Below are 1,417 nucleotides of genomic sequence, written 5' to 3'. Positions count from 1 at the left end.
GCTTGAGCGAGGCACCGATCTTCGAATCATACAGGAGCTTTTAGGTCACAACAGTATCAAAACCACGGAGATTTATACCCATGTTTCAACAAATACGATAAAAAGAGTTAGAAGTCCACTGGACGATTATGATATCTAGATATATATTCGTGATATGTCCAAATTTTTGGGTAGTAGCTGAAGCTTAAGGTAATGATACTCTGGATTTTGGGTGCATATCAGAAACAAGGACAAGGCAAATATAGCAGAAACTGTTTCTGCTACGCAGACGTTGTTGTCAATTTTTGTTTAGAATAGATTTTATAGAAATTTATGCCGGAGCGTGGGGGGAAAAGAAAATGAGCAAGCAGAATGGGTTTAAAAGGAGTGTGTAAATGTATTCACACTGTAAACATAAAGATAGCCATGATGAATTTTTGAAAAGCGATGATGCATTATTCCACTATACTCGGTCTTCTGTTGCACTTGAATACATTTTAGATAGTAAGCTATTTAAGTTTTCGTTACTAAACAACACTAATGACCCTTATGAATATAAAGAGAAGATATTCATGGCAACAGGCTGGGGATGGGATGAATGTGTAGAAAAAAACATCAATTTGGCCAAAGAAAACATCAACAAGATTCTTAAAAAACAAGTAGTATTTAGTTCTTTTTGCTGTAACTCATCAAAAAATGGAAACCCAATCTACGGATATTCAAGACCACGAATGTGGTCACAATATGGTGAAGGACATAAAGGAGTATGCCTCGTATTCTCAAAAAAGGATATTTCAAACACATTAGAACATGACTATGGCAGAGAATCTTACGTAATTTTTCAAGATTCTATGAAATATAAAGACAACCTTATTACTGGTTCTAGACATCATTGCTTGTGTGCTGATAAAGATACTTTTGAAAAAGATACGCCATACAATTTTGCTTGTAAACATATTGAAGCATATTACAAAGATATGTTTTTTTGCAAACAAATGGATTATAAAGACGAGCATGAATACCGCATTATATTACTGACAAAGAGTGACCGTGCATTGGATGATAATGGCATTTACATCAATATTGAAAGCTGTCTAAAAGGGATTATTCTTGGAGACAGTTTCCCAAAAGTGTATTATCCTTTGATTAAAGATATTTGTAAAAATCTCAAAATAGTACTCAAATATTTTCATTATGAAGCAGGAGAGTTTCTCTTATTAGATAAGTCTTAAGAAAATGAATAGAAGCAAGAGCAGAAAAAACGGACCCCACGCGGAAAAACCCTTTCGGAGGCATAAATTTAAAAGAACACTAAGGTAGCTAAACAAAAACAACCAACAACAGGCCCATGCCGGGTGAGTACACCCCAAATTACCGCCTGTAAGGGAAAATATTGTAGATTAAAATATTATAGGCGGTAACTTCGGCATGGGCCGGA

At 35.0% G+C, this 1,417-nt stretch carries 1 protein-coding gene; it reads left to right on the top strand.

Annotated elements, in window-relative coordinates:
* Nucleotides 1–374 precede the first annotated feature (374 nt).
* On the top strand, nucleotides 375–1,211 hold the full coding sequence (locus tag QA601_18895) for a DUF2971 domain-containing protein (GenBank protein MDG5817169.1): 837 nt from the start codon (nucleotides 375–377) through the stop codon (nucleotides 1,209–1,211).
* The last annotated feature ends 206 nt before the right edge of the window (nucleotides 1,212–1,417 follow it).

The organism is Chitinispirillales bacterium ANBcel5 (assembly GCA_029688955.1).
Lineage (GTDB): Bacteria > Fibrobacterota > Chitinivibrionia > Chitinivibrionales > Chitinispirillaceae > Cellulosispirillum > Cellulosispirillum alkaliphilum.
The sequence above is the reverse complement of the archived record's forward strand: the minus strand, read 5'-3'. Positions and strand labels throughout refer to the sequence as shown.